The following is a 7023-nucleotide window of genomic DNA, read 5'->3' as shown; positions in this document are numbered from 1 at the left end:
CTAGTGAAGGAATGACTAGCAGCAGGCTCTCAGCATGTGGACGTACATGAAATTCTCCAGGCACAAGCGTGCGCAATCACTCGCGATTTGAATATAGGATCGATCTGAAAAGCCGTTTAGATGGGCGGCTAACTGGACAAAATTCATTTCAGCGCATACCCGATGGTTGCAATTTTGAGCGTGGGCCGCTGTTTGCCTGCCAGCCCACGCACGCATCAGGACATCAGAACCTCAGAACGACACCGTCGTCGTCAGCGTGACGAGCCGCGGCTCGCCGACCGCGACGATCAGATTGCTGTTGCTCGACGGATAGTAGGTCTTGTCGAGCAGGTTCTTCACGTTGAGCTGGATGCGTGTCGGGAACTTGCCGATCGTCGTTTCATAGGCCGCGAAAGCATCGACGGTCACGTAGCCGGGCAGCGTGAAGCTGTTCGCGGTGTCGCCGGGCCGTGCGCCGACGAGCCGCGCGCCGCCGCCGAAGCGCCAGCGTCCGGGCAGGTTCGCGATCGCCGTGTCGTACACCGCGAACAGGCTGCCGGTGTGGCGCGCGACGTTGACGAGCGGCGTGTTGCTGTCGCGGTCGTTCGCGTTCGTGTACGCGTAGCTGCCGATCAGGCTCAGATGGCGCGTGAGCTGCCCCGCGACGTCGAGTTCGATCCCGCGCGAGCGCGCGGTGCCGATGGTCGACGTGATGTCGCCGACCGTGACCGCGACGTTGCGCTTGTCGATCTGATAGGCCGCGAGCGTGCCGGTGATGCCGGGCTTCAGGTTGAACTTCAGGCCAGCTTCCAGCACGCGGCCGAATTCCGGCGCGAGCGGGGCAGCCACGTTCGACGCGACGTTCGGCTTGAACGAGCGGCTCACGTTCGCATACGCGGTCAGCGACGGCGTGAGCGCATAGGCGAGCCCGAACTGCGGCAGCCACACGTTGCCGTGCGAGCGGTCGGCGAACACGAACGGCCGCCCCATTCCCGATTCCTGCTGCCAGTCCTCCCAGCGCAACCCGCCGACCGCGGTGAGCCGATCGGTGATCTTCACGGAGTCCTGCACGATCATCGAGTACGTATGGACCTTCGAAAGCGAATCGCTCTGCTTCGTGCTTACCGTGCCGCCGGGCGCGAGCAGGCCGTATACGGGATCGTAGAGATCGAAGCCCCTGGTCGCGGTACCGCGGATCGTGTCGCCGCGGAAGCTGCGCTGCCGCTCGTATTCGCCTCCGATGTAGAGCGCGTGGTTCATTCCCGCGAGCGTCAGGTTGCCGAGCAGGCCGAGCGTCGCGATCTGGTCGGAGTCGTTGCGCCCGAGGTTCGCGTCGGACGTGCGCGATAGCGCGCCGGTCGTGCTGTTGAAGGCGGTCGCGCGGGTGATGTATTGATCGTAGCGGTCGCGGCCCCAGCCGTAGGTCGCGCGCACGCGCCATGCGTCGGAGAAGCGGTGCTCGATGCGCGCGCGCAGCGTTTCCTGGATCCCGCTGCTTTGCGCCCACGCTTCCTCGTAGCGGCGATAGCGCAGCGCATCGTCGGGGCGGCCGTTCACGAGCACGGTGCCGCGATCGAACGGCATCGTGTAGTCGACGTACTGGTAGCTGACGTCGATCGACGTGTTCGCGTCGTGCCACGACAGCGCGGGCGCGATCAGCGCATCGCGTTGGCGGCCGAAGCTGCGCCAGTAGCGGCTCGTGTCGTATTCGCCGGTGAGCCGGAACGCGAGCGTGCCGCCCGCGACCTGGCCCGGCTTGCCGAGCGGGCCGGTCAGGTCGAACTGCGCGCCGCTGCCGCCGTGGCTCGTGCGCGAGGCCGAGATCGAGCCGCCGAATGTTTCTTCCGGCTTGCGCGTGACGAGGTTGATCACGCCGCCCGGGTCCTGCATCCCGTACAGCAGCGAAGCGGGGCCCTTCAGCACTTCGACGCGGTCGATCGTCGCGAGGTAGCTGTGCAGCACCGGCGTGCGCACGCCGTCGACGAGCACGGAGCCGTCGTTGTTCGAGCCGAAGCCGCGCTTGATGAACGCGTCGCGCGTGCCGCCGAGCGTGTTGGTCTGCGTCACGCCGCTGATGTTGCCGAGCACGTCGTCGAGCGAACGCGCCTGCTGGTCCTGCATCACGCTGCTGCTGACCACGGCGACCGATTGCGGAATCTCCTTGAGCGGACGATCGTCGCCGCCGGCGACGCTGCTGGTGCGCGGCTGGTAGCCGACGGTCGGATCGGTGGCCGCCGATGCGCTGACGCTGATCGTCGGCAGTTCGCGTTCAGGCGGCGCGGGCGTCGACGAGCGCGAGGGCGCGGCCGACGAGGCCGTGGCGGCAGGTTCGGCATCCGCATGCGCGCCGCTTGCGACGCAAAGGGTGATCAGGGCAGGCAGGCTCGCGCGCCACGGACGCAAGGTCCGCGCGCGGCGGGGCGGTCGACGGGATGGCATGAATCGATGAATGGACGGAGTGCTAAGGATGAAGGCGCGGGCCGCGGCGCTTCACTGATTCGCCGAGGCAGGACGCGCATGATATACGTAATGAGAATCGTTTGCAATTGTAACGAGGCCGATATGGACCGTGCATCGCGATTGCCGGGTCTTCGGCCGTCTGCTACCGTAGCGGCCAAAATCAGACGCAGTGAAATTCAATGAGAGCCGGGGGCCGCACCATGCCATCTTCCTGTCACGTCGCGTGCAGCGCGATGTTTCGCACCGCCGTCGACCATGCGGGTGGTGAAGTGACTGCAGCCGCGTTCCGCGATTCGAACGAATAAAGCAACGGCGGCACGATCGTCCGGCGTGGCGCCGGGCAGCCGGCACCGCGCCTCGGTCAACGACTTCAACCACTACGCTTGACGGGAGACCACCCATGAAAAAGATTCCCGCGCCGTTCATGACGGCCGCGTTGGCCGCATGCGCGCTGCTGGCGTGCGTGTACCAGGCCGCCTGCGCCGCGCCGGCCGCTGAGCCCGCGATCGACGCGCACTACGGCACCGTGATCGAGGCCTATACGCAGGACATGGCTGCCGCTAAGACGAAATACGACGGCAAGCGCCTCGCGTTCGTCGGCGCCGTGATCCGGATGGGCAGCGACCCGGGCGGCACGTACTTCGGTGCGTTGACGACCGACGGGGAACAGTTCGATACGCATTTCGACGTGGCCGACCAGGCCGCGCTGAAACCGAAATTCCCCGGCGGCGAGATCAAGCCGTTCACGGCGTCCGCGAATTTCCGCTTCAGTTGCGAGAACGAAGGCTATATCGACGCGCCGGTGCTGCCCGGATTGAACCTTTCGCATTGCCGGCTCGCCGATTGATCGACGGGCGATGTCCGGCGATCAGAACTTCTGCTGGATGCCGGCCATCACACCGAGCTGATTCATCCCGGTGCCGACCGTCCCGCCGGCGGCGACCGCGTTCGCGGCCAGCGTGCTGTTGAACATATAGCCCACCGACGTATAGACGGTCGTCCGCTTCGACAGGAAATAGTTCGCCCGGCCGACGAAGAGCGTGGCGTTCGTGCCGCCTTCGCCGTTTTCGCGGCGTTGCAGGTAGCGCACGCCTTGCAGGTCGAGCGCGAGGTAGGGTGTCGCGTAGTACGTGCCGCCGGCGAACACGATGTCGGCCTGCAGGTGTGCGGCCGCCGCGAGGTTGCGGCGGATCCAGCCGGCGCCGAGTTTCGCGGGGCCGATCTTCACGTAGCCGGCGACGATGTCGCGCGTGTCGGTGTACGCCGGATTGTTCAGCGGCGCGAGCGCGCCGCCGCCGCCGCGCATCACGTCGTGCGATGCGGCGACCCCGAAATTGCTCGCGTCATAGGCGAGCATCGCCGTGTATTGGCGGCAGGCTACGATGTCGCCGGGCACCTGTCCCCCGCAGCCCGTCGCGGACGGTCCCGCCGGCCCGGCCGCGTCGCGGCCGAAGCTGTAGGTCGCGCCGAGCGTCACGCCGTGGAACGTGCCCTTGTAGCCGATCGCATTGTCGCTGCGGGCGTTCGGCAGATACGAGTCGAAATCCGCCATCGAATGAATCGACGGGCCGATCACGTCGGCATTGGTCAGCACGATCATCGACATGTTCATCTGGCGGCCGAGGGTCAGCGCGCCGAAGGGACTGTTCACGCCCACGTTCGCCTGCCGCCCGAACAGACGCCCGCCGTAGTTCAGCGCACCGGTGCCGGGCTGGAAGCCGTTTTCGAGTACGAAGAACGCCTGGTAGCCGCCGCCGAGATCCTCGGTGCCTCGCAGGCCCCAGCGTGACGGCACTTCGCCGGTCAGCGTCGGCATCCCGGTGAACGTCCCGCCGTGTGCCGCATTGTTGTAGTAGGACACGCCGGTATCGATGATCCCGTACAGCGTGACGCTGCTTTGCGCACAGGCCGGTCCGGCCAGCGCCATCGCCGTCGCGAATACGACGCCCAGTTTCGTTTTCATGGCTGTCTCCAAACAGTATGTAGATATACTTATCAATTTTTCAGGCCCGGGACATGTCCGGAATGCCGACGGGTATCGGCAGCACTGCGGGCGTCGCGCGTTACGAGATCGCCGGGTCGCGCTGCCGGTGCGGTGCCACGGCGCGCCCGCCCGCCACGGCGACGGCGATCGCCGCGCCGGCCATCGGCAAGAGGAACGCGAGATAGAGATGGGGCACGGACCAGCCGTCGTCCAGCAGCGCGCCGACCGTCATCGGCGACAGGATCGCGCCGAGTCGGCCGATGCCGACCGCGAGACCGATGCCGGTCGTACGGATCTCGGCGGGATAGGGCGTCGGCGACAACGCATACATGCCGGCCACGCACGCATTGATCACGGCGCCGAGGAACACCCCGACGGTCATCCCGATGCCGAGCGAGCCGGTGTTCATGCCGAACACGACCATCAGCGCGCCGCCCAGCAACAGCGTCGCGCCCAGCAGGTTGCGCAGGCCGAACCGGGTGGACAGCAAGCTGAAGAGCGACGCGCCCGCGATGCCGCCGAGGTTGAGCAGCACACCACCGGTCACGCCCTGCGATGCCGACAGCCCGGCCTGGACCAGCAGCTTCGGCGTCCAGCTGACGACGAAATAAAAGCTGCCCATCACGAGAAAGAACGCGATCCACAGCGCGATCGTGCGGCGCGTGAGCGGCGCGCGCAGCACGGCCGTCCAGCTCGACGCGGGGTTCGTCGTGTCGATGGACGCGGTCACGGCCGGCAGTGCGTCGATCGGCGCGCGCTTCATTCTCGCGAGGATGCGGTTGATTTTCTGCAGCGCGTCGTCTGGACGCCGTGCCAGCAGGAAGTCGAGCGATTCCGGCAGCAGTGCGAGCACCATCGGGATCGCCGTCAAGGTCAGGATGCCGCCGAACGCGAACACGCTGCGCCATCCCCACGTCGACAGCAGGTAGCCGGCGATGACCCCGCCGGCGGTGGCGCCGATCGCGTAACCGGTCGACTGCATGCCGATCGCGGCGCTGCGCCATTTGTTCGATGCGTATTCGCCGCTGATGACGGTCAGGCTCGCCAGCATGCCGCCGATGCCGAGCCCCGTGTACGCACGTGCGATCGCGAGTTGCAGCGTGCTGTGCGTGGCCGCGCAGGCGAGCATCCCGGTCGAGATGACGGCGAGGCAGAACAGGATGATGCGGCGGCGGCCGATGCGATCGGCGAGCGGCGCGATCAGCACCGAGCCGATCCCCATGCCGGCGAGCCCCGCGCTCAGCAGCAGGCCGATTTCCTTGCCGCTCAGTTTCCACTCGGCGGCCAGGTGCGGCGCGGCAAACGCGATGGCCAGCACGTCGAAGCCATCGAGCATGTTCAGCACGACGCAGGCCGTGACCGCCATCGTCTGGAACGTGCTCATCGGTGATGCGTCGATCGTATTGCGGATATTTGCACTCACGTCAAAGACCCTTCATAAAAAATAGTATGACTAATAGAATTGGAAAAAATCGAAGCCGGTTTTGGCGAGCGGGGCGAATGCGAATGCGAACGCGAGTTCGGGTTGTTGCAGCAGCCGCTGGATCACGCGCCGCGCGCGATTGGGGCCCGCGTCGACGTGAATGTCGATCTGGTGGCTGCCCGGAAACCGAAGCTGATTCCGGTATTGCGCTTCGATCACGGTCTTGTCTTCATCGAACGTCGCCGCGGATTGCTCGATGACCGTTTGCGCGACGCGTTCGACGTCGTATTGCGGATTGGTCGCGACGGTCCAGAAATAGTGCGTCGTGGTGTCCGTCTCTGGCGTGATGCCGTGGAAGCCGCGCATGTGAAAGCCACCGCGCGCGGGATCGAGCAGGTCGCCGGTGCCGGCGTCCATCGCGCCGGTCCAGATCCGGATATGCGACACGTGGAATTCGATTTCCTGCCAGCGATCGACCCGGCCCGCGAACGGCCATGCGGCCGTGTAGGTCGGCGGCGGGTCGGAATCCGGCATCCGGCGGACCAGCGTCACCGTGTCGCCGTCGCTGCTGACGCGGGTTTCCGCGCCCATGTGCAGCGGCGCGTTGCCGCCGATCGTTTTCAGGTGGACATAGCCGAGGTGGCTCAGATCCATCAGGTTGTCGTGAATCAGCTGATACGGTGCGTCGTAATGGTAGTTGCCGCCGCCGAACCGGTATTGCGGATCCGTGTGGAACGCATAGCGCGGCGGCGCGCAGGTTGGTTGGGCGTGCGCGTCGGCGCCGATCCAGATCCATACGATCGCGTCCTGTTCCCGCACCGGATATGACGGCACGCACGCCTTTGCCGGAATCCGGTCCTGCCCGGGAATCTCCACGCAGGTGCCGTCGCGGTCGAACAGCAGGCCGTGATAGCCGCAGCGCAGGCCGCGCGCTTCGAGCGAGCCGCACGACAGCGGCAGCGACTTGTGGCAGCAGCGATCTTCCAGCGCACCGACTTCCCCGGACGGCAACCGGAACAGCACGACCGGGCGGCCGAGCAGCGTGCGGGCGACGGGTTTGTCCGTCAGTTCGGACGACAGCGCGGCGACCCACCATCGGTCGACCGGGAATCGCGTTGTGTTGATGGGGGGCCGGGCAGGCTGCTCCATTGATCGTCTCCAGTATTGTGATTGGCCG

At 66.2% G+C, this 7023-nt stretch carries 5 protein-coding genes; 1 reads left to right on the top strand and 4 read right to left on the bottom strand.

All coding sequences use genetic code 11. The annotated features are described in order from the left end of the window. Positions 1 to 231 precede the first annotated feature (231 nt). Entirely contained in the window at positions 232 to 2418 is a 2187-nt protein-coding gene (locus DIE08_RS34360; protein WP_124906298.1) for a TonB-dependent siderophore receptor, read from the bottom strand. 421 nt (positions 2419 to 2839) lie between these two features. On the opposite strand from DIE08_RS34360, the gene DIE08_RS34355 reads away from it, so the two are divergent. Continuing rightward, the gene (locus tag DIE08_RS34355; RefSeq protein ID WP_124906296.1) at positions 2840 to 3286 is read left to right on the top strand and encodes a hypothetical protein; all 447 of its coding nucleotides are present in this window, start codon (positions 2840 to 2842) and stop codon (positions 3284 to 3286) included. A 21-nt stretch (positions 3287 to 3307) separates the two neighbouring features. Here DIE08_RS34355 and DIE08_RS34350 read toward each other — a convergent pair whose 3' ends face one another. The 3 genes from DIE08_RS34350 to DIE08_RS34340 all read right to left on the bottom strand — a co-directional run bounded on the left by DIE08_RS34350 (position 3308) and on the right by DIE08_RS34340 (position 6995). After that, a complete protein-coding gene (locus DIE08_RS34350; RefSeq protein WP_124629768.1) occupies positions 3308 to 4402 on the bottom strand; it encodes a porin in 1095 nt (364 codons plus the stop codon). A gap of 100 nt (positions 4403 to 4502) precedes the next feature. Continuing rightward, entirely contained in the window at positions 4503 to 5846 is a 1344-nt protein-coding gene (locus tag DIE08_RS34345) for an MFS transporter (RefSeq protein WP_124906294.1), read from the bottom strand. A gap of 30 nt (positions 5847 to 5876) precedes the next feature. After that, the gene (locus DIE08_RS34340; protein WP_124906292.1) at positions 5877 to 6995 is read right to left on the bottom strand and encodes a Rieske 2Fe-2S domain-containing protein; all 1119 of its coding nucleotides are present in this window, start codon (positions 6993 to 6995) and stop codon (positions 5877 to 5879) included. Positions 6996 to 7023 lie beyond the last annotated feature (28 nt).

The sequence above is a fragment of the Burkholderia sp. Bp9004 genome (assembly GCF_003858025.1).
Classification (GTDB): domain Bacteria; phylum Pseudomonadota; class Gammaproteobacteria; order Burkholderiales; family Burkholderiaceae; genus Burkholderia; species Burkholderia diffusa.
The sequence above is the reverse complement of the archived record's forward strand: the minus strand, read 5'-3'. Positions and strand labels throughout refer to the sequence as shown.